Genomic DNA, 25945 nt, shown 5'->3' on the forward strand with positions numbered 1-25945 from the left:
TTGCGGTAAAACTGGCTGAAGGCTTATAAAAAAATTTATTTGTTCTTATTGCTGACGTACGCAGAAGGGAGACAATTAAATTCGGCCTTGAAGCATCGTACGAAATACTTTTGGCTTTTAAAGCCTACTTTGTAGGAGATCTGTGATATAGTTAACTGTGAATTCTCAAGCAACTGTGCTGCACGTTTGAGGCGGATGGTTCGGATCAGATCTACGGGAGATTTTCCTGTTAAAGCCAGCGATCTTTTATACAGGGTTACGCGGCTCACAAATAATTCGCTGCTCAATTCCTCTACCGAGAATTCGGCATTGTCAATGTTTTTTTCGATTATTTGTACCGCTTTTTTTATAAACGCTTCATCAAGTGATTCGATTTCTACTTCAGTTGGGGTAACGTCAAGCTGCTTTTGATAAGTTTTACGCATATCTTGCTGCATGGCCAATATGTTCTTTAATTTAGAAGTCAGAATCTCGAAATTAAAAGGCTTGGTCAGGTAATCATTGGCGCCGGTTTCAAGCCCTTCCAATTGCTGTTCTTCATCTGTAACAGCCGTAAGCAACACAACCGGTATATGTGATGTACGTTTATCGTTTCGTATTTTCCGGCATAAATCAATGCCATTCATTTCCGGCATGCTGATATCGCTGACTACCAGGTTAGGGTGAAGGGCCAGGGTTTTTTGCCATCCTTCCTTTCCATTGGCAGCCTCGATAATGTTGAAAGTATCATTTAAATTGTCTTTCAAATAAAAACGGAAATCCTCATTATCTTCAACCAGTAAAACAGAAAGCTTCTTAATTGAATTGCTGCCTCCCGCCTGCACCCAATCGGGGTTTTCGGATACTGCTGTCCGGGGGAAATCAGGTTCATTTATCGATACTTCTTCCTCTGTCACTAAATCAACAGGTAAAAGTATAGTAAAATAACTGCCCTGGCCGGGTTCACTTTGCACTGATATTTCACCGTTGTGCAGCTTTACAAATTCTTTGGTTATTGACAGCCCTATACCACTACCCTGGTTAACCATAGAGCCCGGCACCTCGTTTTGAAAAAAGCGCTCAAAAATTCTGTCCTGCTTATCTAACGGAATTCCAATACCCGTATCAATAACCTTTATCTCAAGCTGTCGCTCTTCAGGCGCTTTTTCAACCATCGCCAGTAAAACACTTATATGCCCGCCATCAGGTGTAAACTTAAAAGCATTGGAAAGCAGGTTGAAAATGATGCGTTCGATTTTATCGTGGTCAAAGTTGATAATCAGGTTTTGAATTTCCGAATCGAATACCAGCCTGATATGTTTTTTCTCAGCAACATCCGAGAACGAATAAACCATTTCCTTAATAAAATTGATAATATCACCACTCCGTGCATGCAGCCTAAGTTCCTGCACCTCCATTTTCCTGAAATCAAGCAACTGATTTACCATATTTAGTAACCGTTTGGCATTGCGGTTAATTAATTGCAACTGATTTCTCTGCTCTTCGGCCTCGGTTTGCTTTAAAATCTTATCAACAGGCGCCATTATCAATGATAAAGGGGTCCGGAATTCATGGCTTACATTGGTGAAGAACTTAATTTTCATCATATCAAGTTCATGCATACGCCTGGCCTCCTGCCGCTCATTTTCAATTAACAATTTAGCCTCGCGTTTCTCCTTTTCGATTTCAAACTGCCTTCTTATTTTTTGAATTCCGCGCCGGCGCATAAAAAATAGGATCCCAAATAAAAGTAATATATAAATAAAATAAGCTATTGTCGATTTCCAGAACGGGGGCAATACCTTAATTTTTAATGTGATATAATCAGGGTCCCACCGCCCTTCCTGGCTAATCGCCCTTACTTTAAAAGTATAATCGCCCCCATCAAGGTTGGTGTAGGTGGCTTTTCTCGTAGCATTATCGGCATCAATCCAATCCTTATCAAAGCCTTCCAACATATACTGATGTTTTACTTTGTTGGGATTAAAGAAATTAAGTGCGGCAAACTCAATGGTAAACACATTTTCATTGTGTGTCAGCGTCAGCTCGCGGGTAGCCGAAATAGCTTTTGACAATACCACATGTCCGTTAACTTCTTCATTAGCCTTGATACTTTTATTATAGAGCAAGAAATCAGTAAAAGTTAGTTTAGGTTTATTGATATTGGCATGTATAGCTATGGGGTCGAAAATATTGAAACCATGCCCGCCGCCAAATATGAGTTCGCCCTTGCGGGTTTTGAGCCCTGCCTGATCATTAAATTCCCGGCCTTGCAAACCATCCGTTTCATCAAAATTCTCAAACCTGAAAGCGTAAGGAGCCTTTTGGGCAATAAGCGTTACCCTGCTTAAACCATTAGCAGTACTCAACCACATTCTTCCTTTGCTATCTTCCAGTATTTGCAATATGGCATTATCTGGTAACCCGTTTCGCTTGGTTAACGATGTGAACTTGTTGGTTTCGGGATTAAGAATGCTTAACCCGTAGCGTGTAGCTATCCAGATCAAGCCGCGCCCGTCCTGGTTAATGCAGTTAATAGTATTACTAATCAAACTATTTGCATCATCTTTATTTATGCTGTAATGGATAAACCTGCCTGTATTTTTTAAAATCACATCGATACCAAAGTATCCTCCAACCCAAATATTGCCTTTGCGGTCTTCAAACAGAGCAGAAACGTAAAGGCACCTGATATCTGTTTGTTTAAAGGGACGGGAAAATTTCTTTTTTTCTCTGTCAAATATCTGGAGCCCGGCTGCAAATGTCCCTATCCATAACGTATGTGATGAATCTTCGAAAATACTCATCACCCGGTTATCGGCAAGGCTCCCGGCTATCTTATCGTCATGTTTATAGTGGGTAAACGTTTGTCCGTCAAAGCAATCCAGGCCGCCAAAATATGTCCCTATCCACAATTTTTGATCATGGTCGACACATAAACTGACAATAATATCATTGCTGAGACTGTTTGCATTTCCTGGTTCGTACTTATATTGTTTAAAGCTGCCGGTTTCACGGTTAAAATAAATCAATCCTCCTCCATTTGTACCAATCCAAATGTTCCCATTTTTATCTTCAACAAACTTGTTAGCATCTTCGAAACCCAAACTTTTAGGGTCTGAGGCGAAGTGCCTGTACAATGGGAACCGGATAATATTTTTGTGATAATAACTTACTCCTTCTTTAAAGGTGCCTGCCCACATAATACCCGAATCGTCCTTATAAAGGTTGATAACGCTGTTTTGACTTAATGATTTGGCATCATCTTCCCTGTTCAATAAATAGGTAAATGTGAAAGTTTTTTTATCTAACAAATTTATACCGCCGTGGTCGGTCGCTATCCATATTAACCCGTCATCAGCCTGGATAATGTTGCTGATGATATAAGATTTTAATTTGAGCCCCGAAGGTTCGTTAGCGATAGGCCTGAACGCCCTGCTTGAGGGACTGTAATAATACGCGTTGGCGTAAAAACCAGGTGTGTAAAACCATAAATCGTTATCCTTATCAACAGTAATGGCGTAATATGCATCTTTACTATTAACAGCTTTATTAAAAATATCTGTGCGGTAGGAAATTTTATTTTGACTGATATCAAACTTTTCAACCATTCCGTTACGGTATACCAACCAAAGGTTGCCGGCAGCATCCTGAGTTATGTCTGAAATGAGATTTGAATATAATGATACGCTTGAACGGTCGTGATAATACCGACGGGTTGTTTTGTTGACTCCATTATACCTGTAAAGACCGGAATCCGGGCACAAAAGCCAAAACTCGCCCTTACCACCGTGAATTATTTTAGATACGTTAGGATATCCAGGAACCTTTAACGAGCTCGTCATTACCGACATATCACTGTCAAACTGCTCCGTTTCCGGATTATAAAAACAATATCCTCCGCGGGTTGACACCCATAATTTTTTGCCGGGTCCTTCAAAAATACTGCTTACAAAATCATCGTTAAGTGACTTTTTATTATTAGCGTCGTGCTTGAATATTTTAAAACTATAGCCGTCATAACGGTTAAGGCCTGACGCGGTCCCAAACCACATAAAACCTTCAGAATCTTTAAAAATGCAGTTAACCTGGTTGTGAGACAAGCCATTGCTTCTGTTGAGCTGCGAAAACTGGTATTTGCCATTTTGCGCAAAAGCAACACGAAACGTCAACAACAATATAAGCACGCTTAGTGATAATTTATATCTCATAGCTTAGGAGTATTCATAAAAATAATCAATAAAAGACAGTGTTTGGTAAATATCGAATTTTAATATGCAAAGCAAGCCTGTTAATGCCTGGTATTAATGCAAAGTTTTGAGATATTCCTTCTTTATATTGGTTGATTCAAACCTACAGTAAGCCGCCATCTAAAAACTTAATTAAAATGGACTTTTTGTTGTAAAAATCCGACTTTACTATATTTGAGATATTCATATGCATTTAGGGATATCAATGCAATTTGCATATTTGTGATTCAGATGATCAAAAGAAATTTAAAACATACTTTCTCGCTCCTCAACGTTGACTATGTGAAGCTCAACTCCAAATGGAATTACAGGAATGTGATCAGTCCTTACTACCGTATTTATTATATAGATGATGGAGAAGGTGAAGTATCAGATGCCGCCAGTTCGTTAAAGCTTGAACCAGGCTATCTATACATCATTCCAAGTTTCACGCTATGTAACTTAGGGTGCAGTGATTATCTGGGCCAGTATTTTGTTCAGTTTTTTGAAGATTCGATAGATGGAAGTTCGCTTTTCGCTAACCACAGGGTTATATTGAGAACAAGGGCCACCGAAATGGATATCAACCTTTTTAACAGACTGCTTGAAATTAACCCGGGTAGAGGAATTAACCGGTCAGACAATCCCAAGGTATATGAAAAAGATATCTACTATAAGGAATATCAGGAACTTAATAATCAACAAAACACTTCCGTGTACCTGGAAACCCAAGGTATCCTGATGATGTTAACCGCAAAATTCCTTAACCCACAATTATTTAAGCATCCAGAACATAAATCTATACCCGTTAAAATTGCAGAAACCTTAAATTATATCCTTGTTAATTTACACATGGATCTAACTGTGAACCTGCTGGCTTCCCGGGCAAATCAAAATGTCGATTATTTTTCAAGGCAGTTTAAGCAGCACACAGGAACCAGGCCGTTGAATTATATAAATGAAAAACGAATTGAACGTGCACAATATTTGATGGCAACAAGCAGAATGGCTTACTCAGAGATTTGCACACAAACCGGGTTTGATAACCTTTCTTATTTTTCCAAAACTTTCAAAAAGCTAACCGGTATGTCGCCCAGCGAATATAAAAAACAGATGTACCAGGTTGGCTTCAATCATTAGTATCCTTATGCTTATCATTGTCGCTTTTTTCACCAATAATGCTGCAAATTGAGAATAGCATGGTCTGAAACAGCCAATACTTCCATTTTTACAATCCTGTTCCCAAGCTTTCTTTCACTACGCATCCTGACATGGCGTAAACAAACGCTTAATTTCCATTATTTGATAATCCTCAATAAATAAGCTATTTATAGTCAAACCTGAAAGATAATTTGATTTAAGTAGCATCCGATCCTTTTATCAATCTTAACTTCAATAGTAATATTAACCGCTCAAAAGTCGGTTTTGTATAAAAAAAAGTCCCATTAGGTCAACTATTTAAATATTATTTCAAAGAAATTTGATTGATGATCAATTACTGACCGACGTAAACTGAATTGCTCATCAACCAATTATAAATAACGATATATAGAAATTTACTTAAAGGCCTGGCTACTCGTTGCACAGCTGATCCAGACAGGTACTTTTTCAAAACTTCCAAACTCAATTATGAAAAGAAGAACATTAATAAAAGGCATGGCCACGGGGCTCTCGTCTTTGTATTTGTCAAAGGCTTTTGGCAGCAGTTTGCTGCAAACTAATTCAAACGCCGCAATTGCTTCGGGGCCTTTTAAACCCAGTTGGGATTCATTGACTCAGTACCAGGTGCCGGACTGGTTTCGCGATGCCAAGTTCGGGATGTGGGCGCATTGGGGCCCGCAGTGCCAGCCGGAACGTGGCGACTGGTATGCACGCGGCATGTACCAGGAAGGCAGCGACCAGTATAAATATCATGTTCAAAAATATGGGCATCCTTCCAAATTTGGTTTTAAAGACGTTATTAACGAATGGAAAGCCGAAAACTGGAACCCAGATGAATTGGTTGGCCTATATAAAAAAGCCGGCGCCAAATATTTTATGGCACTGGCCAATCACCATGATAATTTTGACCTTTATGACAGCAAATACCAAAGCTGGAACTCTACTAAACTTGGCCCTAAAAAAGACCTGATAGGCGGCTGGGCCAAAGCAGCTAAAGAGCATGGTTTGCCTTTTGGCGTAACCGTACACGCTTCCCACCCCTGGACCTGGTATGAGGTTGCCCAACGTGCGGATAAAACCGGCCCGTTGGCAGGCGTACCTTATGACGGCAAGCTTACCAAAGCTGATGGCGCAGGTAAATGGTGGAGTGGCTACGACCCACAGGAATTATATGCACAAAACCATCCTTTAAGTAAGGATAGCCTTGATGACAACAGTATGGGCAGTCACTGGGACTGGGGCAACGGAGCAAGCGTGCCCAGCAAAGCTTATTGTGATAAGTTTTTGAACCGCACCATTGAACTGATAGATAAATACGGCCCAGAACTAATTTATTTTGATGATACAGCCCTGCCACTATGGCCGGTAAGCGACGCCGGTTTAAAAATAGCTGCCCATATGTACAATACCAGCATTAAAAAGCATGGAAAACTACAGGCCGCGCTGTTTGCTAAAGTATTGAATGAGCAGCAGCGTAAATGCATGATATGGGATATAGAACGTGGCCAAAGTAACCAGATAGAACCTTTACCATGGCAAACCGATACCTGTATTGGCGGTTGGCATTATGATCGGCGCATATTTGATAATAAAGGCTACAAAAGTGCCAAAACAGTGGTACATACCCTGGTTGATATTGTAAGTAAAAACGGTAACCTGCTTTTAAATGTCCCGTTACGGGGAGACGGAAGTATCGACAGCGAAGAACGAACTGTTGTTGAGGGCATAGGAGCCTGGATGCAGGTTAACAGCGAAGCAATTTATGGCACCCGCCCGTGGAAAGTGTTTGGAGAGGGACCCGCAACAGATTCAGCGGCCCCAATTAGCGCGCAGGGCTTTAATGAAGGTAAAGGCAAACCATTCGGAGCCGAAGATATCCGTTTTACCGTAAAAGGCAAAACCCTTTACGCCATTATGCTGGGTTGGCCAACCGGGAATGAAGCCGTTGTTAAAAAGTTAGCAAAAAATAATGAAACAGGCAATGTAAGCAGTGTAAGCTTGCTCGGAAACGGCAAGTTGAGTTTTGAGCAGACTGAGGCCGGTCTTAAAGTAAAATTACCTGAGCAGGCGCCCGGTAAAGATGCGTTTGTTTTAAAAATAGAAGGAGCTGTTTAATTTATATGATGAACCTGAAAACTTGTTACGCCCTGATCACTGCCGTTTCACTGGCAGTTCCCTCTTTGGCGCAAACTTTTAAGCTGGTATCGCCGGATAAAAAAACCGTTGTGGAAATAAACAACACCAGCAACCTGCAATATGCTGTTTCCAGCAATGGTTTAACAATCGTCCACCCGTCATCACTCGGTTTCGAGTTTAAAGATGAACCGGCTCTCGGAACCGGCATGGCCGTAACCAGCCATGTGGAGCATTCTGTTAATCAAACGTGGGCGCCAATAGTAAAAGCTAAACACAGCATTGTAACCGACCATTACAATGAATTGGAATTATCACTGGTAGAAAAATCGGCACCAATGCGCCGCATGAACATATGGTTCAGGGCTTATAACGATGGTGTTGCATTTCGCTACCAGTTGTTCGGGGCTGATAAAATCGGCGACCGGCAAATAGTAAAGGAGCTAACCACTTTTAACTTACCGGCAAAAGCAAAAACCTGGGTTGCAGACTATGGCAGTTATACATCTTCACAGGAAACTGAATTTCAACCGAAAAACCTAAACCATATCACAGAAAAAACAATTGCGGGCTTACCTTTGCTGGTAGAATTAGATCAGCATCATTATGCGGCTTTTACTGAAGCCAATATTGATAACTATCCGGGATTTTATATAGGATCCTCAAAAACTGACACTGGTGCTACCGACAAAATCAGCCTGATCACCAAGCTATCGCCCTTGCCCGGTGAAAATGAGAATGGTGTTAAAGTACGCTTCACTAATAATTTGTTTACACCCTGGCGTGTAGTGATGCTGGCAGGTTCGCCTGGTAAATTAATTGAATCGGAACTGATACAAAACCTGAACCCGCCTAACGTATTAAAAGATCCCAGCTGGATCAAACCAGGCATGAGCGCCTGGGATAACTGGTGGAGCGGAGACGTAAAAGTAGACATGCTGACCATTAAAAAGTATATAGACCTGGCCTCGAAAGAGCGTTGGCCTTACATGCTTATTGACTGGCAATGGTATGGGCCATTTAACAAGCCGGAAGCAGATATTACCAAAGTGGCCCCGCAATTAAATATGCCCGAGATTTTAGCCTATGCTAAAGCCAAAAAGGTTAAATGCTGGCTTTGGTTATATAGCTCGGATGTTAACCGGAATGACAATTTTGAAAAAGCGTTTCCGATTTACGAAAAATGGGGCATTGCAGGTATAAAAATTGACTTCATGGACCGCGATGACCAGCAAATGGTGAACTGGTACCGTCGTATCATCCAAACGGCTGCAAAATATCATTTGATGGTTGATTTTCATGGTGCATTTAAACCCGACGGCATCGAGCGGACCTATCCCAACATGGTAACCAGGGAAGGAGTTTTGGGAGAAGAATATTCAAAATTTTCGACCAGGATAACAGCCGGGCATAATACCACACTCCCATTCACACGTATGCTGGCCGGGCCAATGGATTATACTCCCGGCGGATTCCTGAATGTAAAGAAAAGCGATTTCAGAAAGGGAAGCCCTACCCAGGTAATGAACAGCCGATGTGCCGAGCTGGCAAAATTCGTGATCTACGAAAGTCCGTTTATGGTTTATTGCGATGCGCCTGAAAACATTTTGGGCAAGCCCGGAGCCGATTTTTTAAACGATATACCAACCGTTTGGGATGATACAAAGGTACTCGGCGGTTACCCGGGCCAATATGTCATTATTGCCAAAAGAAGCGGGAAAGACTGGTATATCGGCGCGATGACAAACGATTCTGAAAGAACTGTACAATTGAAAATGGATTTTTTACCGGCGGGTAACTACACGTTATCATCATGGAGCGACGTGTTATCATCTCCTCAAGACCTAACCCGGTCTGAAAAAAAGATATCGGCTAACTCGGTGATCAGCGTCCATATGGATACAGCAGGCGGATGGGCAGCTAAAATAACTGCCCAGTAATTAATTGAGAACCTTTAATCCGGCATACAAAAGTTTAATACAATGATCAGATCATGACAAAGAATAAAACTCTTTTTCCATTTATATTAATAACCAGCCTATTCTTTCTGTGGGGGTTTGCACATAACCTCGACCCGATATTGATACCTCACTTAAAGAAGTCGTTTACGCTTACCACAGTGCAGGCTACGCTGGTGGATTCCGCGGTATTTATTGCCTATTTTTTGATGGCTTTACCGGCAGGTTTCATCATGAAAAAATACGGCTACAAAACAGGCATCATCACCGGCTTGCTTGTTTTCGCGGTTGGCTCCTACCTGTTTATACCGGCCGCCAATACGCAACAGTACACGTTTTTCCTGGTAGCTTTGTTTATCATTGCCTGCGGATTAACCATTTTAGAAACCGCAGCCAATCCTTATGCCTCCTCATTGGGTGATCCGTCAACTTCGATACAGAGGCTTAACTTTGCACAATCATTTAACGGGCTTGCTGCCACGCTGGCTCCGATAATTGGCGCACGTATTATATTAACCAAAGGTTATACAGCAGCACAATTAAGTGCCATGACAGAGGAAGGCCGAAAACTTGCACTGGCCGCCGAGGCTTCTTCTGTGAAAACACCTTATTTTATATTAGGTAGTGTATTGGTGTTCATAGCGATACTTTTTGCATTTACGCGGCTGCCCCGGATCCAGCAACACGAGGGACATGCTGCCAGCAAAAATATTTTCCACGCCTTGAAGCATCGTCATTTGGCTTGGGGTGTGGCCGCTCAGTTTTTCTATGTGGGTGCCCAGGTTTGTGTGTTCAGCCTGTTTATTCTTTACGCCACAAAATCTGCCGGCATCACAGAAGTAAAAGCGGCAGATTATTTGGGGTTATGTGGTTTTGCATTCCTGATAGGCAGGTTTATTGGTACTTTCCTGATGAGGTATTACAGCTCGGCTGTTTTACTTGCAGTTTATGCGGGTATCAATATTTTGCTATCCGCAATCGCCATTTTTGGTCACGGCATGATCACGGTTTACACAGTAATTGGGATCTGTTTCTTCATGTCAATCATGTTTCCAACCATTTTTGCCCTGGGTATAAAAGATTTAAAAGCTGATACAGAATTTGGCAGCAGCCTGATCATTATGTCTATTGTCGGTGGTGCTGTTTTACCAAGGATATTCGGTTATATCAGCGATGTAACTGGCAATATTCAAAATGGTTATGTGGTACCGTTGGTATGCTTTGCGGTGGTGGCCCTTTTTGGATTAAAAGGACATCGTGTAAAAGTGGGGCCGGAAAATGTACCGGCTTCAACTATCCTTTAACAATTCTCCATTTTCAATATGCAGGAAATTAATTTACCTAAAGTAATTTTTGGAACCAGCGGATTAGGAAATTTATATGTAGCACTTCCGGACGATGTTAAATGTGCTATTGTTGCCGAAAGTATCAGGCATTCTCCTAAACCGGCTGTATTTGACTCAGCAGGGAAATACGGCGCGGGGCTCGCGCTTGAATCATTGGGAAAGGCTTTGGCAATACTAAATGTCTCCCCATCGGAGGTACTGATCAGTAATAAATTGGGCTGGCTGCGTACGGAGTTAAAAAACCCCGAACCTTCTTTTGAACCGGGTGTTTGGCGCGACCTGAAATATGACGCCGTTCAGCGAATAAGTTATGAAGGCATCCTGGAATGTTATGAACAGGGAAATGAGTTGCTGGGCAATTATCGTGCACAACTGGTATCTGTACATGATCCTGATGAATACCTTAATGCAGCAAAAGATAAACAGGAACAAGCACAACGCTATCGGGACATATTGGAAGCCTACCGTGCGCTGAATGAATTGAAACGGAATGGCAAAGTAAAAGGTATTGGTGTAGGTTCGAAAGACTGGCGGATCATCAAAAAGATAACGCAGGATGTAAAATTGGATTGGGTAATGATCGCCAATAGCATGACAATTCATAGCCATCCGCCAGAATTAATTGAATTTATGCAGGAGCTTGAAAAGCAAGGAACTTTGATCATTAATTCCGCCGTTTTTAACGGCGGCTTTTTAACCGGGTCTGATTATTATAACTATCGGTTAACGGATCCGGTAAAAGACAAACATTTACATCGTTGGCGAGAGTTGTTTTATGGCTTATGTTCAGATTATAAAATAAAACCGGCGGATGCCTGCGTGGCTTTTGGGTTAAATGCTCCAGGCGTTAAAAGTATCGCCCTGAATACCACAAATCCCGACAGGGTTTTACAAAATGTTTCGCTGGCTTCATTAAAGATCCCAACACAATTTTGGAAAGAAATGAAAGAATATGGCTTAGTTGACGAATCATACGCTTCCGCTTATCTGTAAAAATTAAATATCACTATGAAAAGATACTGTTTGGCCCTCGATTTAAAGGATGATCCGCAATTGATAGCGGAATATGAACATTGGCATAAGGCTGAAAATAGTTGGCCGGAAATACGCAAAAGCATACTGGACGCGGAAATTCTTGATATGCAGATCTATCGCACGGGAAACCGGTTGTTTATGATCATGGAAACGAGCGACCATTTTGAGTCGAAAAAAAAAGAAGAAATGGACGCGCTAAATCCTAAAGTACAGGAATGGGAGCAACTCATGTGGCTATTTCAACAACCCCTCCCCTGGGCAAAAGAAGGAGAAAAATGGGTGATCATGAAACAGATTTTTAAACTTTAAGAACGGGTGATATACAGATAATATTGCGAAGAAACAGGGCTGAACGATCCATTGCGTAACGCTCAATAGGCAACATAAGATACTGATTTTTAATAAATTAAAAACACGACTCCCGATTCCGGGCATACAACGGGAAAGACACAAATCATAGCGGTCTTTCCCGTTTTCAGCTATTGGGTTATTTAGTGTTTATGACTTTCGGCTAAGGGCTAAACACCAATTTATCGTCAGCACTACATCAGTTAATTATTTTCACTTCGCCGTTGATTACCTCGAATGGTATCCACAAATAACCGGATTTCTCCAGGTCAAGTTTGTTCCACAAATCTCCCATGAAGATAAAATTTGAAGGTTTTCCGTTTATCGGCAAAACATAATTTCCCTGTGCAAAAAATGTTTGTTCTGCATTAGCACCGCTGCAGGGGTTGCCTATCTCAGTCCACGGCCCCATGATACTATCAGCAGTTGCGTAAGATGCCGCATTGGGGCTCCAACCTGAGCATCCCGAAGTAATCAGGAAATATTTGCCGTTTTTTTTGAAAAGTGCCGGGCTTTCGCGGTTTCTGTCGATCAGAATCCGGGTGTAATGTTCCGTTGGCTTCAAATAATCATCTGTCAGCTGGCAAACATGCATAGTGTTGTTACCTTCGGACGAATAAACAACGTAGGCTTTCCCATCGGTATCCTTAAAAAGTGTCATGTCACGCAGCATTTGGTTGTTTGGTTTGATACTGCCCAGGTATGTGTATGGCCCCCCGGGCGAATCGCTTATGGCAATACCGGCCTTTGAATCCTGGTAATCATTTCTGTCATTATGGAACCACATCACAAATTTTTTGGTTTTCTCATTGTAAAGCACCTTGGGCCGTTCAATTACCCTGCCGGTATCCAGATCATTTGACGGGTCACCTGTCACAGATCTTAATGCAGTTCCCAGATTTTTCCAATGTTTCAGATCCGTCGACGAATAACATGACACCCCGCCTGCAGGAACCCGGTAATCTTCCCAGCTTTGTCCGGGGACCAGCCAGGTTTTGCCTTTTTTAATTTCGCCAAACAGGTAATATACCTCATTATAATAAAGTACCCCTGCCCCATGAGCATTAATCTGATTTCCATCAGTGTCCTTAAAGTCTCCGCCCGAAATCATGTTTTGCGATCGTGCCTCGTTATTGAAAAACATGGATAAGATCAGGATCAGTACCGTATACTTCATATATTTTGTTTTCTATTTAACATATCGAATAGCGTTTAAAAATAGGTAAAAAAAGGATGGTTGCTCTACACTCAACCATCCTTTTACTTTGTGCCTCACCATAAAAAGTGATTGTGATCACTTTTTATGGTGAGGCACATCATATTGAAGACTAAATCCATTCGTGATCTTTGTCATTAAACAAGGAAACGCTGATGGAGAATGCCGCGCTGCTAAAAGCAATTATTGAAAATGCCATAGACGGCATTATTACCATAAACAGCCACGGAATTATCGAATCTATCAATCCGGCAGCATGTAATCTGTTTCAATACAGCCCCGGCGAAGTAATTGGTAAAAATGTATCTGTTTTAATGCCGCTGCCCGATAAGGAGCTGCACGATGGTTATATAAACCGTTATCAAAACACAGGCAAGGCGCACATTATAGGTTTTGGCCGCGAAGTTAAAGGTTTAAAAAAAGATGGCTCGGTATTCCCTTTCCGCCTGGGGGTAAGTGAAGTACAGTTTTCAGGCCGAAAAATCTATACCGGTTTTATCCATGACCTAACACGCGAAAAGGAGGCAGAGGAAAGATTAAAGGAGTACGCCGTCCATTTAGAAGAACTGGTGGAAGAGCGTACAATTTCTTTAAAGCATTCGGTAAGCGAATTGCTGCAGGCTAAAGAAGAAGTTAGCCTGTCATTAGAGAAAGAAAAAGAACTTGGCCAGATGAAAAGCCGTTTTGTATCAATGGCCTCGCACGAGTTCAGGACCCCGCTGAGCAGTATCCAATTGTCGGCCATCCTTGTTGAAAAATATGCGCAGGAGTTTAGCAATCCTAACATCAGCAAACACATCGCCAAAATAAAAACGTCGGTAGGTAACCTTACGGGTATCCTGAATGATTTTCTGTCGCTCGAAAAACTCGAAGCCGGCAAGGTCGAGCCCGTATTTACCGAATTTAACCTAGTAAAATTTGGCGAGGAAATAACAGAAGAAATGCAACTGGTAGCCAAACAAAACCAAAATATCATTTATCAGCATACCGGTACTACCAGTGTTTTTAAATTGGATCCCGCACTGTTAAAAAACTGCATCATTAACCTGATCAGCAACGCCATCAAATACTCGGGCGAAAATACCTTTATTGAATTTAACACGGAGGTAGCCAGCGATCAGTTGGTTGTTGTGGTTAAGGATAATGGTATAGGCATCCCTGAAAGTGACCAGAAGCACTTGTTTGAAGCGTTTTTCAGGGCACACAATACCGGCAATATATCAGGTACTGGTCTCGGCCTTAATATAGTGGCGCGCTACGTTGGCCTGATCAACGGCACGGTGCAATTTGAAAGCAAAGTTAATTACGGAACATCATTCACGCTCACATTTTCGCAATCATGAAAAAAAGTATCCTCATTATTGAAGACAATACCGATATAAGAGAAAGCACCGCCGAAATACTGGAGCTTTCCGGCTACTTGGTATTACAGGCCGGTAACGGCAAAATTGGTGTGGACTTAGCTATAAAGCATAAACCCGACCTTATTTTGTGCGATATCATGATGCCCGAGCTTGACGGGTATGGCGTGTTATTCATGCTCAGCAAATCGCCCGAAACGGATAATATACCCTTTATATTTTTAACCGCGAAAGCCGAACGGGTAGACTTTAGAAAAGGTATGGAAATGGGTGCCGATGATTATCTTACCAAACCTTTTGACGACATAGAATTGCTTAATGCCATTGATAGCAGGTTGAGCAAAAAAGAAAAACAACAGGCATTTTTTAGCAGGTCGCTGCAAAAAATAGAGCACCTGGCCATCAATTCGCGCAACGGCGCTGCCGAGTTAAACGCACTGATAGCCAGTCGAAAAATAAGGCAGATAAGAAAAAAACAAGTATTATTTTACGACGGCGATAGCCCGCAGGGAATTTACCTGGTAATGGAAGGCAGCATAAAAACATTTAAACTGGCCGAAGACGGCAGGGAACTGATGACCGGCTTATACAAAGCCGACGACTACCTTGGCGTACATGCCCTGCTACTTGATAATGCTTACGGCGAAACTGCCGAAGCAACCGAAGACGCGGCCATATGCCTGCTGCCGAAAGATACCGTTTTAACCATGCTTGACCGATATCCCGACGTTGGCCGGCAATTTTTGAAAATACTGTCAAACAATATCAAAGAAAAGGAAGAACAGCTAATCGAGCTGGCCTACCATTCGGTAAGGAAACGGCTGGCGCAGGTATTGGTAAGACTGAACAAACAAAACGGGGAAAAACAGGAATTTAAAATATCAAGGGAAGAAATGGCTTCAATGGCCGGTATGGCTACCGAAACGGTAAGCCGTACGCTTTCTGATTTTAAAGAGGAAGGCCTAATAGAAAAAAAAGGTGCAACTATCAATATAACAGACCTTAACAAGCTGGGAAAAATGAGAAACTGACAAAGGTCATTTTTTTCACTGACCGCACTCATGGTTTTGCCGGTGCCATCCGGGTAGTTTTGTTTAATATAAATGTGCACAGATGAAAGTTGTAGCTTACAGTATCAAGGCGTTCGAAAAGGAATTTTTGGCCAGAGCGAACCAAAAAAAACATGATATTACCCTTATCTCTAACCCATTAAATTCTGAAACCGCGGTTTATGCCGAGGGTAAGGAAGCGGTGGTTGTTTTTACCAATGACGATGTATCTGCCTATGTTATCAACCAACTGGCCGATCTTGGCGTTAAATATATTGCTACCCGGTCGGTTGGTACAGATCATATAGATAAGGAAGCAGCAGCTTTGCGCAACATAAAACTGGCCAACGTACCTGAATACTCGCCGCAGGCTATTGCCGAACATACCGTTGCCATGGCACTTGCCCTAAACAGGCATTTAACCGAATCAAACGCCCATAGCCATCTGTTCGATTTCAGGCTGAATGGCCTCATGGGGTTTAATTTATACGGCAAAACAATTGGCATTATTGGCCTGGGGCATACCGGGCAAGCGGTTGCCGCTATCTTTAACGGCTTTGGCTGTCGTGTTATTGGCTACGATCCGCTTGCCAAATCAAACTTGCCGGGAGTTGAACAAATGGCTATGAATGACCTGCTTGCTACCGCCGATATCATTTCATTACATGCCCCCCTCAGCCCTGAAAACTACCATATGATCAATAATGACACCCTTGCTTTGATGAAAGATGGAGTCATGCTCCTGAATACTTCGCGGGGAGGGTTAATTGATACTGAAGCGGCATTACAGGCCCTTGAAACCGGTAAAATAGGCTATTTAGGACTCGACGTTTATGAAAAAGAAAAAGGCCTCTTTTTTGAGCAGCATCAACATGATACCGATAAGGACCCATTGCTTGAAAAACTGATGACGTTTAAAAATGTCCTCATCACCCCCCATCAGGCTTTTTTAACCAGTGAGGCATTACAGCAAATTGCTAATCAAACCATAAAAAATCTTGATCAGTGGCAGGCTAAAAAGTGCGTTGGAAATGCGTGTGTGTGTGCAAAAAACTGCAAAGCGACCGGTGAGCTATCAACGGTTGATACTACCAAAGCTTAATATTTATGAAAATCCCTCAGCACCTTATTGATAAATACAACGTTGCTGCTCCCCGTTATACCAGTTACCCTACGGTACCTTATTGGAACACTGAAAACTTCGACGAAGAGGAATGGCGAAAGTCAGTATCGCTTTCTTTTAAGGAGAGTAACGATCGTGACGGGATCAGCCTGTATATTCACCTGCCATTTTGCGAAAGTCTGTGTACATATTGCGGTTGTAACACCCGCATCACCAAAAACCACCGGGTAGAAGAGCCATACATTAAAGCTGTTTTGATGGAATGGGCCATGTACCTCAATACCTTTGAAAGCAAACCCGTTATCAGGGAAATACACCTCGGCGGCGGCACACCTACATTTTTTAAACCAGAACACCTGGCCATACTGATCAATGGTATATTAAATTCATCAACTATCCATCCCCGGGCCGAGTTTAGCTTTGAGGCGCACCCCGCTAACACAACTGTTGATCATTTACAGGTTTTATACAATCTTGGTTTCAGGAGGATAAGCCTCGGCATTCAGGATTTTGATCCCAGGGTTCAGTTTATCATTAACCGGATCCAGAGTTTTGAACTGGTAAAACTGGTTACCCAGCAGGCACGACGGATCGGGTACACATCCGTTAACTTCGATCTGATATATGGCCTCCCGCTTCAAACCATCAACGGGCTAAAGGATACCATTGCCCAGGTGGCGAAATTAATGCCCGATAGGATCGCTTTTTACAGTTATGCCCATGTACCGTGGATAAAACCCGGTCAGCGCCGTTTTACCGAAAACGACCTGCCAGATGCTAATGATAAAAGAGCTTTGTATGAATGCGGACGCGAATTATTTACAGCGTTGGGCTATCATGAAATTGGTATGGACCATTTCGCCTTGCCCACGGATAGTCTTTACTTAGCCGAACAAAATGGTACGCTGCACCGTAATTTCATGGGTTACACCCATCAATATACCCAATTAATGATTGGTTTGGGCGTATCCTCCATAAGCGATAGCTGGTATGCCTTTGCCCAAAATGTAAAAAAAGTAGAGGAATACCTGCAATTAGTTAATGCCGGCCAGCTGCCGGTATTTAAAGGACATATGCTTACAACCGATGATCTGAGCATTCGCAAGCATATTTTAAATATCATGTGTAACGGCAAAACTTGCTGGAACCTGCACACTGAAGCAAGTGAAGCTTTTTTAGAAGGACTGGACCGCATGCGCCAATTTGAACGGGACGGACTGGTTGAGCTAAATTCATGGTGCATTACTGTTACCCCCATGGGTAAACGCTTTTTACGCAATATATGTATGGCGCTTGATGCCCGCCTATGGGCCGACAAGCCAACTACGCAATTATTCAGCATGACTGGATAAGGCTTTGACAAAACCAACTATCAGTTAAACAAAGAAACCGGGATTGATTCCCGGTTTCTTTGTTTTAGATATTTAGCAATTGCAGTTTCTCTTCTGATGAGAGCAGATCCTTTAACATCCGCTCCAGGTAATCCTGGGTTTGGTTGCTTATTTGTGGGATCAATTCTTTATAGTATGTGATACCCTGCTGTAATTGGTCTTTAAATTTGATCAGGTATTTTCCTTTCTTTTCGTTGAGGTTTGCTACATAGCCCGAAATGTCCTTTTTCAGGTAATCGATATAAAGGTTTAACTCATTGATAAACATGTTAGGGCGGGTTGCTGCCTCAAGCAGGTTGATGCGCCCATAAATGTGGCCAACCATATCATCAAGCGTATACACTCCCGAAAAGAAGGCGATATTCGGTCCAGGACAAATGGTTACCGCCTTGTTTTCCCGGGCTTTCAGGATATCGTTTTTGATATAAGCGGATGCACAGAGCCCTTCGCATAAGCAAACCTTTTCGGTAACAGCATCTATTTGCTTTTGAATTTCAGCTGCCGGAAGCTCACTGTGTTTTAGCTGCTTTATTTTCAAATGCTGGTACTCACGTGATGCTGTGCAAATGGGATGTTCGGTAAACTCGGTATTTGATACTAAATATTTTTTATTGCAGGGACTGCCCGGCCTGCCATTTGCTATCCTGCTAAGTCTTTGCTCTTCGCCCGAGCTTTTGCTGAAGTTATTAAACAGGATACCCAGCGGCGATGACGAGCTTACATAAAAATCATCATGGCCGGCGCCTGCCAATTGTTGTAGCGTATGTTCATCAACGTTGGTGGCTTCGGGTACCAGCAGGAACGGACTGCCCCAACCGGTAGCATCCATCTGATAATGCTCCCGCAAAAAAACATCTTCCTGCATAGTGCCTATCCCACCTTGTACGCTGATCTTTTGCGCCGGGTTGGTCTCTGTAAAACCCCTTTCGGCAAGTGCCGGTTGATAAAGGGCAAGCAGTTCGTGCATCATGTGTTCCCGTTTCAGTTTAAACTCTTCCAGGATCGGCCCGAGCAGCAGGCCATCAGTAGCAAAAGCATGCCCGCCGCAATTCAGGCCCGATTCAATTCTGAATTCTGATACCCACAGCCCCTTCTTTGCTAAAAACTTTGCCTGGATCAGCGCCGAACGAAAATCGCTCACCTTTAAAACGATCCGTTTACGGAGCTCGTTATTGCCGTCAGGATAAAAACACTTAAAAGTTTCCAGGTAACTGTACAGCCTCGGGTTCATTCCCGCCGAAAGTACTACTGATGAATTCAGCTCGCTCTCAGCAAAGCCTTTTAAAGCAGCAAGGGCGTCGGTATGGGTATCGCCGGTATAATTGCCGTCCGCATCAAAGTTCATTTTATCAACTTTGGCCATGATATTTACATCAATAGCGCCTTTGTTCATTCTGGCGCGCAAAAGATCTTGAAAGATCTGTTTACGTTCCCCCTCAGGATACTCGTTCATCAGTTCGTAACCCTGCTTTAAAGGCGAAGCCTCCGGTAGCAGGTTAAAGTAACGGTCGATGTCCATTCCCTGGTTAAATGGCATTTGTTTAAGTTCTTCAAACTGCTTATTTACCAGCTCGTTTAATAAATTAAGATAGGCCATAATCCGTTTTGAACGGCTGTCGGGCCCATTTTTTAAAATAGGCGTAAATGGCAAACCATTTTGAGTTGAGTGATACTGCCGCATACGCTCAACGAGTTCATCATCAACAATTGAAACAACGGACGAGATACCGTACCGGGCCACTTTTAGCGGTGTATCAACAGAGTATCCCAAACCTAAAACAGGTATATGAAAGCTGTGCATATAATTAATTTAATATTATGTATTTAGAATAAACATGAGGCTCATCAATGTACCTATGGTGTTACTTACAAATAACGGTTCCGCTGGCCGATGGCGGACTCAGATAAGGAATGTCAAGCGCGAGCCCGCGCAGTAAAAACCAGACGCCAAGGCATAGCATAAAATAGGGAACCATCCTGTTCATTTTTCTTCGGATGCCCTGGTTAACAAATCCACTGCCAACAGTGACTGCCAGCATTAAAGGCAGGGTACCCAAACCAAACCAAATCATGTATTGCACGGAAGCACCCACTGACGAAGTGTTTACCGCACCGATGAGCGCCAGGTAAACAAAACCGCAGGGTAAAAAACCGTTTAACAAGCCTATGGCCAAATGGCCGGCCCGATGCTGTAACGCATAAGTAAGCAACGCATTAAAAGGCTTCAGCAGCCAGTTGCTACTGCTGTTGTTACGAATTTTCACCTTCCACAATCTTGAACCGGCCGCCAGCAGGATCAGTATTCCGCTAATGATGCTTACCCCCTGCTGCAAACCAGAAAGCCATAATTGCTTACCGATGAGCCCGGTTATTAAGCCGAGGGTTGCGTAACTTATAGTACGCCCAAGGTTATATACCAACTTATCCCACAACAGCAGCCAAAAGCTACTGTGGTTAACCGGGATAGCGAAGGCGAGCGGGCCGCACATTCCTATACAGTGAACACTGCCAAACAAGCCTATAAAAAAAGCGATTTGACTGGTGCTCATGGTATAAATATTTCTTTGGTGTACAGGTATTTTTTGCCATTGTTTTCCCAATTAAAAACAAGCTGCCACCTACCTGACTTTACATCAGTTAGGGGAATATTAACATTACCCGTCAGGCTGCTCTCCAGATTAACATGCCTGTCCATTTTGCCGTTGTCCGGGCGCTTCAAATCTGCTGTTCCCTTTACAGGACCCGCAAACTTTACTAAAAGGATATTGTTGCTGATGCTGATTGATGGCTGTGCTTTATCGTTAAGTACTTGCTTCTCTTTATCATAATCGGCATTAAAGGCAAGCCCTTTTTCGTAATAATGCGGATCGACATCGTCGGGCTGCCTGAACATGGCAACGCCCATGGCTACAATGTAACTCATAAAAGCCAGCATGCCTATTACTATCCCTTTCCCCCAGTTCATATGTTTAATCATTTGTTGGTGCTATAAAATTGGTTTTGACAGATTGAACCACCTTACCGCCAAGCAACAGGTTCAGTTTAATGGTAGTTTTGGCGGCATATATTTTTGATGCAGGGAGCATGACAAAAAACACCGTTTTAGCCGATCCGCCCTTTGCAACCGGTCCGGGCGCCTGGATATAACTGATCTTAACAGCCGGATCATCCGCCCCTATCCTGATCACTCTATCCTGATTGGTTTTATTAATAATTTCGGCATTATAAATATTACTGATGTAGCCGCCCGGCTGTTGCTGATAAAGCATTCCCGCACTGCGCATAACGGTGATATCCATATCGCTCCGACTGAAAATAAAATAACCAAGTACAGCTACCAGCACGGTTATTACCGCGGTATATCCCATCATGCGCCCGGTAAACGAGGGCTTTTCTTTCAGCCTGATCATATTTTCGGAGAAGTAGCCAATCAGGTTGCGGGGCTTTCCTATCTTGTCCATTACCTGGTCGCAGGCATCTATGCAGGCGGTACAGTTGATACATTCAATTTGAGTTCCTTTACGAATATCAATACCTGTAGGACAAACAGCAACGCATAGGCTGCAATCAACGCAATCGCCTTTCAGGTTAAAGGGGTCCGCGTTACGGCTTAACTTGCCGCGTGGTTCGCCGCGCACATCGTCATAAGCTACTACTAAAGTATGCTCATCAATCAATACACTTTGTAAACGCCCGTAAGGGCATATCAATGTGCAAACCAGCTCACGTACCTGGCTGTAAATCAAATAAAATACAATCGTGAATACCCATATACTGATAAAACCGACCCAGTGGGCTGTAACAGGTTCAACAATAATTTTAACAAGGCTTTCGCTGCCGATGATATAAGCAAGGAAAGTGTTGGCTATCAGAAAGGAGACCAATACAAACAAAGCATGTTTGGCTGTTTTTTTGATGATTTTTTCCCGTGTCCAGGCACCAGCGTCAAGCTTTTTACGCTTATTGGCATCCCCTTCTATCCAAATCTCTATCTTTCTGAAAACCATTTCCATAAATATGGTTTGCGGGCAGATCCAACCGCAGAAAATACGGCCGAAAGCAATAGTAAATATTACCACGCAAACCAAAAAAACAAGCGAAGCCAGCATGAACAGAAAAATATCCTGCGGCCAAAACACCTGCCCCAGCAGTACAAATTGCCGGTCTATCACATTGAGCAGCAACAACGGCTGGCCATTGATTCGTAAAAACGGCCCGGCAAAAAAGAAAATGAGATAAAAATAGCTTAACCAGCTTCTCCATTTATAAAACCTGCCTTTACGTACCAGCGGATACATCCACTGCCTTTTCCCGTTTTCTTTTGCCGCCAGTAAACCGTCCATAATCGTTATATTTTTGCTATCGTTTTGCCTTTTGCCGCAACGTCATCTGCATCTTTTTCGCCCTGCGATTCTTTAGGATTAGCCGGATTGCTGCCATGCAATGATTTTATATAGTTTGCCACATCCGAGATTTGCTTGGGCGATAACTGTTTCTCCCAATTGGGCATCCCTTTGGCCTGTACGCCGTATTTTATGGTTTTAAATACATCATTGATCTTACCGCCGTGCAGCCAGTAATCATCGGTAAGGTTGGGGCCAACTACCCCTTGCGCGTGATCGCCATGACAAGGAACGCAGCTTTGTTTAAAAACCGCCTGCCCTGAAGCCAGTACAGCCTGATCGGTAACGAGTTTAACTGTGGTTTCGTCAACCCGGTTAGCGGCCTTGCTCAGGTATTCTTTTTTGGCAATGTCTGCCTGGGCCATCTCCGTTTTATATTCATCATATTGCAACTGCCCAACACCAAATACATGATAAATGAGTATGTAACCAATTGCAAAAATAATGGTGATATAAAACAGGTAGCTGAACCAGCCTGGAATAGGATTATTAAGCTCCTGAATACCGTCATAATCATGTGCTATGATCAGCTCCTTTTCTTCAGACATCGGTCTTAGCGACAGTAATTTGTTCCAAACCTCCGTTTTAGGCTTTTTAACTTTTTTGGCGGGTTTCATCTCCGCTATGATCTGCTCTTCTGTATACCCCTGCGCCCGGAGCGTTATTTTTGTCAATACCCTAAGCGCCCTGAGCAACACCAGCATTGCTACAATAAACAATGCCAGCATGGCTATAATTGCTCCATACCCTATCTCGTTCATCAAATCGCCCGGTATCAGGCTGTCATCGGCGGCCATTGCCGGATGTAACGGTATCATCAATACAAGTAAAATTAACAGGCGGCGGTATTTCATAAGTTGTAAGAATTAAGGGATTCACCATGACTATTCTTCAAAGGCAGATTACGCATATGATCTACATGCTGTTTCCTGAGCCTGAAAAGCAGGATAGCTACTACAATAAAAAATACGAGGAAGATCCCCAGAGAAAATAACAGGTAACCCTGGGCACCCGAAATGTGTTCTGTAAATTGCTTAAACATTGCTTTTGTTATTTAGCGGCGGTTTTGCTTGCTTTGATATCGGTACCCAAACGTTGCAGGTAAGCTATCAAGGCTACTATTTCTTTATTGTTTTTAACCTTTATATGATCGTTATACAGGTTATCGGCAATTTCTTTTTCCTGTTTACTAAGATCGTTGTTGGCTATTTTTTCATATCCTTCGGGATATGGGACGCCCAGTGTGCGCATGGCCTTTATTTTGGCGGCTGTGGTAGCCGTATCAAGATTTTGGGTTAACAGCCAATCATAATTTGGCATAATACTCCCCGGCGACATGAGGCGCGGGTCCATCAGGTGGTTATAGTGCCAGGCATTACCATATTTGCCGCCCTCGCGTGCCAGGTCGGGCCCGGTACGTTTTGATCCCCATAAAAACGGGTGATCATAAACAAATTCACCAGCCTTGCTGTATTCGCCATAGCGCTCGGTTTCTGAGCGGAAAGGTCTTACCGTTTGTGAGTGGCAGTTTGAGCAGCCCTCTCTGATATAAAGGTCACGTCCCTGCAACTCAAGTGGAGTATAAGGTTTTACCGCTGCTATAGTTGGGATATTTGATGATATAGTTAGCGTTGGCATCAACTCAATAAAAGTACCTACCAGTATAACCAGCAATGCGGCTATCATCATTTGTATTGGGCGGCGTTCCAATACCCGGTGCCATGTTTCTTCATGCCCGGTTTTGCTTAAAGTCGGCAGCGGCATAGCCTGGGCAGGCTCATTTGCAACGAGTTTGCCCTGCAGCGCGGTGCGGCAAAGGTTATAAGCCATTACAATAACACCCAGCAGGTATAATCCACCGCCTACAGAACGCATAACGTGCATAGGCAATATGCGCATGGTGGTTTCCAAAAATGCCGGATATTTCAGAATTCCTTCGGGTGTAAACTCTTTAAGCATTAAACCCTGGGTAAAACCGGCCCAATACATTGGCACGGCGTAAAACAGGATCCCGAGCGTGCCTATCCAAAAATGGAACGAGGCCATCTTCTTTGAATATAACTGCGTTTTATAAATACGCGGAATAAGCCAGTAAAGGATGGCAAAGGTTAAAAAGCCGTTCCAGCCCAAAGCGCCAACGTGTACGTGAGCAATTATCCAATCGGTAAAGTGGCCTATGGCGTTCACCTGTTTCAATGAAAGCATAGGGCCTTCAAAAGTGGCCATACCATAAGCAGTTAAGCCAACTACCATAAACTTCAGGATCACATCATCGCGAACTTTATCCCAGGCCCCTCGCAAGGTGAGCAAACCATTGATCATACCGCCCCAGCTTGGTGCTAACAGCATGATAGAAAAGGCCACACCTAATGACTGCGCCCAACCGGGAAGCGTGGTGTACAGTAAATGGTGCGGGCCGGCCCAGATATATATAAAAATGAGAGCCCAAAAGTGCAGAATACTTAACTTATAGGAATAGATAGGCCTGTTGGCCATTTTGGGCAAAAAGTAATACATCATGCCCAGGTATGGGGTGGTCAGGAAAAATGCCACCGCATTGTGGCCATACCACCATTGTACCAGTGCATCCTGCACGCCGGCATATACCATGTAACTTTTAAAGGCTGATACCGGCAGTTCAAATGAATTTACAATATGCAATACGGCAATGGTGACAAACGTGGCTATGTAAAACCATATGGCAACATATAAATGCCGTTCGCGGCGTTTAAATATGGTTCCAAACATATTAATGCCAAACACAACCCAGATAAGGGTAATGGCAATATCTATTGGCCATTCAAGTTCGGCATATTCATGCGAGGTGGTTAAACCTAAGGGCAACGTAATAACAGCCGAAACAATGATGAGCTGCCAGCCCCAAAAATGAATTTGACTAAGAGCATCGCTAAACATCCGCGCTTTTAACAGCCGCTGTAATGAATAGTAAACACCCATAAAAATAGCGTTACCCACAAAAGCGAAGATCACCGCATTGGTGTGTAAGGGCCTGATGCGGCCAAATGTAGTGTATTGGTTGCCCATGTTCATCCCCGGGCTATACAATTGTATGGCTACGATGAGGCCTACGGTCATCCCAATTATACCCCAGATCACCGTGGCGATACCAAAATTCCGGACGATCTTGTTGTCATAGTAAAAATTTTCGGGCTGCATATGATATTAAATAATTTGATGGTGTAAAAGTATTGA

19 protein-coding genes are annotated in these 25945 nt (G+C 43.0%); 10 read left to right on the forward strand and 9 right to left on the reverse strand.

Annotation, left to right across the window (positions count from 1 at the left end):
• Window positions 1-35: 35 nt before the first annotated feature.
• On the reverse strand, window positions 36-4190 hold the full coding sequence (locus BLP33_RS22110; RefSeq protein WP_090533201.1) for a hybrid sensor histidine kinase/response regulator transcription factor: 4155 nt from the start codon (window positions 4188-4190) through the stop codon (window positions 36-38).
• 270 nt (window positions 4191-4460) lie between these two features.
• Here BLP33_RS22110 and BLP33_RS22115 point away from each other — a divergent pair, with 270 nt between their 5' ends.
• The 6 genes from BLP33_RS22115 to BLP33_RS22140 all read left to right on the forward strand — a co-directional run bounded on the left by BLP33_RS22115 (window position 4461) and on the right by BLP33_RS22140 (window position 12150).
• A complete protein-coding gene (locus tag BLP33_RS22115) occupies window positions 4461-5348 on the forward strand; it encodes a helix-turn-helix domain-containing protein (RefSeq protein ID WP_090533203.1) in 888 nt (295 codons plus the stop codon).
• Between the two features lie 489 nt (window positions 5349-5837).
• Window positions 5838-7484 carry an alpha-L-fucosidase gene (locus tag BLP33_RS22120; RefSeq protein ID WP_090533205.1) on the forward strand — a complete coding sequence of 549 codons (1647 nt, stop codon included), beginning with the start codon at window positions 5838-5840 and terminating at the stop codon, window positions 7482-7484.
• A 5-nt stretch (window positions 7485-7489) separates the two neighbouring features.
• Entirely contained in the window at window positions 7490-9442 is a 1953-nt protein-coding gene (locus BLP33_RS27670) for a glycoside hydrolase family 97 protein (RefSeq protein ID WP_090533207.1), read from the forward strand.
• A 53-nt stretch (window positions 9443-9495) separates the two neighbouring features.
• Entirely contained in the window at window positions 9496-10764 is a 1269-nt protein-coding gene (gene fucP, locus BLP33_RS22130) for an L-fucose:H+ symporter permease (RefSeq protein ID WP_090533208.1), read from the forward strand.
• Between the two features lie 18 nt (window positions 10765-10782).
• Window positions 10783-11799, forward strand: coding sequence for an aldo/keto reductase (locus BLP33_RS22135; protein ID WP_090533210.1), 1017 nt, complete (start codon window positions 10783-10785; stop codon window positions 11797-11799).
• Window positions 11800-11814: 15 nt separating this feature from the next.
• Complete coding sequence (locus BLP33_RS22140; protein ID WP_090533212.1) at window positions 11815-12150, forward strand: L-rhamnose mutarotase; 336 nt, start codon at window positions 11815-11817, stop codon at window positions 12148-12150.
• A 238-nt stretch (window positions 12151-12388) separates the two neighbouring features.
• On the opposite strand, the gene BLP33_RS22145 is transcribed toward BLP33_RS22140, so the two are convergent.
• The gene (locus tag BLP33_RS22145) at window positions 12389-13366 is read right to left on the reverse strand and encodes a glycoside hydrolase family 43 protein (RefSeq protein WP_254780224.1); all 978 of its coding nucleotides are present in this window, start codon (window positions 13364-13366) and stop codon (window positions 12389-12391) included.
• Between the two features lie 194 nt (window positions 13367-13560).
• On the opposite strand from BLP33_RS22145, the gene BLP33_RS22150 reads away from it, so the two are divergent.
• The 4 genes from BLP33_RS22150 (at window position 13561) to hemN (ending at window position 18290) form a co-directional block, all read left to right on the forward strand.
• Window positions 13561-14748 carry a PAS domain-containing sensor histidine kinase gene (locus BLP33_RS22150; RefSeq protein WP_090533214.1) on the forward strand — a complete coding sequence of 396 codons (1188 nt, stop codon included), beginning with the start codon at window positions 13561-13563 and terminating at the stop codon, window positions 14746-14748.
• The gene (locus tag BLP33_RS22155) at window positions 14745-15797 is read left to right on the forward strand and encodes a response regulator (RefSeq protein WP_090533216.1); all 1053 of its coding nucleotides are present in this window, start codon (window positions 14745-14747) and stop codon (window positions 15795-15797) included. Before BLP33_RS22150 ends, BLP33_RS22155 begins: the two co-directional genes overlap by 4 nt.
• 82 nt (window positions 15798-15879) lie before the next feature.
• Complete coding sequence (locus tag BLP33_RS22160; protein WP_090533218.1) at window positions 15880-16917, forward strand: 2-hydroxyacid dehydrogenase; 1038 nt, start codon at window positions 15880-15882, stop codon at window positions 16915-16917.
• Between the two features lie 5 nt (window positions 16918-16922).
• Window positions 16923-18290, forward strand: a complete 1368-nt coding sequence (gene hemN, locus BLP33_RS22165; RefSeq protein ID WP_090533220.1) for an oxygen-independent coproporphyrinogen III oxidase — start codon at window positions 16923-16925, stop codon at window positions 18288-18290.
• Between the two features lie 64 nt (window positions 18291-18354).
• Here the strand turns inward: hemN and BLP33_RS22170 are convergent, their stop codons facing one another.
• The 7 genes from BLP33_RS22170 to ccoN all read right to left on the reverse strand — a co-directional run bounded on the left by BLP33_RS22170 (window position 18355) and on the right by ccoN (window position 25909).
• Window positions 18355-20130, reverse strand: a complete 1776-nt coding sequence (locus tag BLP33_RS22170; protein ID WP_090533222.1) for a hypothetical protein — start codon at window positions 20128-20130, stop codon at window positions 18355-18357.
• Between the two features lie 61 nt (window positions 20131-20191).
• Entirely contained in the window at window positions 20192-20878 is a 687-nt protein-coding gene (locus tag BLP33_RS22175) for a sulfite exporter TauE/SafE family protein (protein ID WP_090533224.1), read from the reverse strand.
• A complete protein-coding gene (locus BLP33_RS22180; protein ID WP_175490087.1) occupies window positions 20875-21294 on the reverse strand; it encodes a FixH family protein in 420 nt (139 codons plus the stop codon). The genes BLP33_RS22175 and BLP33_RS22180 overlap by 4 nt, the downstream gene beginning before the upstream one ends.
• Window positions 21295-21298: 4 nt before the next feature.
• On the reverse strand, window positions 21299-22672 hold the full coding sequence (ccoG, locus tag BLP33_RS22185) for a cytochrome c oxidase accessory protein CcoG (protein WP_090533228.1): 1374 nt from the start codon (window positions 22670-22672) through the stop codon (window positions 21299-21301).
• 5 nt (window positions 22673-22677) lie between these two features.
• Window positions 22678-23586, reverse strand: a complete 909-nt coding sequence (locus tag BLP33_RS22190; RefSeq protein ID WP_090533230.1) for a cbb3-type cytochrome c oxidase N-terminal domain-containing protein — start codon at window positions 23584-23586, stop codon at window positions 22678-22680.
• Window positions 23583-23774, reverse strand: a complete 192-nt coding sequence (locus BLP33_RS22195; RefSeq protein ID WP_090533231.1) for a hypothetical protein — start codon at window positions 23772-23774, stop codon at window positions 23583-23585. Before BLP33_RS22195 ends, BLP33_RS22190 begins: the two co-directional genes overlap by 4 nt.
• Before the next feature lie 8 nt (window positions 23775-23782).
• A complete protein-coding gene (ccoN, locus tag BLP33_RS22200; RefSeq protein WP_090533233.1) occupies window positions 23783-25909 on the reverse strand; it encodes a cytochrome-c oxidase, cbb3-type subunit I in 2127 nt (708 codons plus the stop codon).
• Window positions 25910-25945: the final 36 nt, after the last annotated feature.

It is taken from the genome of Mucilaginibacter sp. NFR10 (assembly GCF_900100445.1).
Classification (GTDB): Bacteria; Bacteroidota; Bacteroidia; order Sphingobacteriales; family Sphingobacteriaceae; genus Mucilaginibacter; species Mucilaginibacter rubeus.

Excerpts from the sequence above, each read along its gene's own strand:
- BLP33_RS22150 (WP_090533214.1), top strand. The coding sequence starts at position 13,561 with ATGGAGAATGCCGCGCTGCTAAAAGCAATTATTGAAAATGCCATAGAC.
- BLP33_RS22180 (WP_175490087.1), bottom strand. The coding sequence starts at position 21,294 with ATGAACTGGGGGAAAGGGATAGTAATAGGCATGCTGGCTTTTATGAGT.
- BLP33_RS22195 (WP_090533231.1), bottom strand. The coding sequence starts at position 23,774 with ATGTTTAAGCAATTTACAGAACACATTTCGGGTGCCCAGGGTTACCTG.
- BLP33_RS22115 (WP_090533203.1), top strand. The coding sequence starts at position 4,461 with ATGATCAAAAGAAATTTAAAACATACTTTCTCGCTCCTCAACGTTGAC.
- ccoN (WP_090533233.1), bottom strand. The coding sequence starts at position 25,909 with ATGCAGCCCGAAAATTTTTACTATGACAACAAGATCGTCCGGAATTTT.
- BLP33_RS27670 (WP_090533207.1), top strand. The coding sequence starts at position 7,490 with ATGATGAACCTGAAAACTTGTTACGCCCTGATCACTGCCGTTTCACTG.
- BLP33_RS22155 (WP_090533216.1), top strand. The coding sequence starts at position 14,745 with ATGAAAAAAAGTATCCTCATTATTGAAGACAATACCGATATAAGAGAA.
- BLP33_RS22120 (WP_090533205.1), top strand. The coding sequence starts at position 5,838 with ATGAAAAGAAGAACATTAATAAAAGGCATGGCCACGGGGCTCTCGTCT.
- BLP33_RS22110 (WP_090533201.1), bottom strand. The coding sequence starts at position 4,190 with ATGAGATATAAATTATCACTAAGCGTGCTTATATTGTTGTTGACGTTT.
- BLP33_RS22160 (WP_090533218.1), top strand. The coding sequence starts at position 15,880 with ATGAAAGTTGTAGCTTACAGTATCAAGGCGTTCGAAAAGGAATTTTTG.
- BLP33_RS22135 (WP_090533210.1), top strand. The coding sequence starts at position 10,783 with ATGCAGGAAATTAATTTACCTAAAGTAATTTTTGGAACCAGCGGATTA.
- BLP33_RS22190 (WP_090533230.1), bottom strand. The coding sequence starts at position 23,586 with ATGAAATACCGCCGCCTGTTAATTTTACTTGTATTGATGATACCGTTA.
- fucP (WP_090533208.1), top strand. The coding sequence starts at position 9,496 with ATGACAAAGAATAAAACTCTTTTTCCATTTATATTAATAACCAGCCTA.
- ccoG (WP_090533228.1), bottom strand. The coding sequence starts at position 22,672 with ATGGACGGTTTACTGGCGGCAAAAGAAAACGGGAAAAGGCAGTGGATG.
- BLP33_RS22170 (WP_090533222.1), bottom strand. The coding sequence starts at position 20,130 with ATGCACAGCTTTCATATACCTGTTTTAGGTTTGGGATACTCTGTTGAT.
- BLP33_RS22140 (WP_090533212.1), top strand. The coding sequence starts at position 11,815 with ATGAAAAGATACTGTTTGGCCCTCGATTTAAAGGATGATCCGCAATTG.
- BLP33_RS22175 (WP_090533224.1), bottom strand. The coding sequence starts at position 20,878 with ATGAGCACCAGTCAAATCGCTTTTTTTATAGGCTTGTTTGGCAGTGTT.
- BLP33_RS22145 (WP_254780224.1), bottom strand. The coding sequence starts at position 13,366 with ATGAAGTATACGGTACTGATCCTGATCTTATCCATGTTTTTCAATAAC.
- hemN (WP_090533220.1), top strand. The coding sequence starts at position 16,923 with ATGAAAATCCCTCAGCACCTTATTGATAAATACAACGTTGCTGCTCCC.